This window comes from Nocardia sp. NPDC058666 (assembly GCF_042714895.1).
Classification (GTDB): domain Bacteria; phylum Actinomycetota; class Actinomycetes; order Mycobacteriales; family Mycobacteriaceae; genus Nocardia.
Window position 1 is genome coordinate 1 of sequence record NZ_JBHXRY010000121.1, and the last position, 1,047, is coordinate 1,047.

The following is a 1,047-nucleotide window of genomic DNA, read 5'->3' on the forward strand; positions in this document are numbered from 1 at the left end:
GGCCGGGGAGAACCCCGGCGGTTCGCCGCCGCAACCCGGATCGGCGAAGGGCACCCTGTCCGAGCCGGCCCGCGGGATCCTGCGGCAGGCGGGCAACATCGACCCGAACCCGAACTACAAGATCGCCCAGGACATCGCCAACCGCATCACTGAAGCCCTCAACGAGGCCACCGAGGCCGACACGAAGTGGGCGCCGCAGGTGCGCAAGCTCAAGGCGGACGACGACCTGGTCGTGTCCGACGGGGACTGGGCGGACGCCGGGAAGGACATGGAGGGCGTCCGCGGGGCGGGCCAGCACTACCTGGACTCGCTGCCCCAGCCGCCGAAGGACGGCTCGCCGCAGGCCAACGCAGACTGGTGGAAGGGGCTCGACGCCGACCAGCAGGCGGCATGGCTCTCGCTGAGGCCGGACGCCGTCGGCGCGATCGACGGCCTGCCCGCCACGGTCCGCGACGAGGCCAACCGCGCCGTCTTCGACGAGAAGCGCGGCACCTACCAGATGACGCTGAACGGCATCCCCAAACCACCCGCCAACGAGTGGACGTGGATAACCGCCGGCATGTACCCCTCCAAGGTGCACACCGACGAATGGATGCAGTGGGACAAGAAGTACGGCGACCAGTACCGGCACCTGCAGAGCTCCCTCAAGGGCATGGAGAGCATCCAGAAGCGCTTCGACGCGACGGGACAGAACAACCTGCCCGAGGCGTACCTGCTCGGCTTCAGCCCGGAGGGCAACGGCCGCGCGATCGTTGCCAACGGGAACCCCGACACGGCCGCGCACCAGGCCGTCTACGTGCCGGGCACGACGTCGAACCTGAGCAGCATCGGCGGCGACATCGGCCGCATGGAGAACGTCTGGCGTACGGCCACCGACGCGGCCGACGGCAAGCCGGTCTCCACGATCACCTGGCTCGGCTACGACGCCCCGCAGGACATCGTCAAGGACTCACCGTTCAGCCACTACGCCAATGACGGCGCCCCGGCCTTCAACCGGTTCATGGACGGCCTCGACGCGTCGCACACCGGCGACTCGGATCCGCACCG

1 protein-coding gene is annotated in these 1,047 nt (G+C 69.3%); it reads left to right on the top strand.

Annotated features, from left to right (window positions below):
* Positions 1 to 1,047, top strand: a 1,047-nt coding sequence (locus ACFWVD_RS28950) for an alpha/beta hydrolase (RefSeq protein ID WP_379248111.1), incomplete at both ends; no start/stop codon positions are given.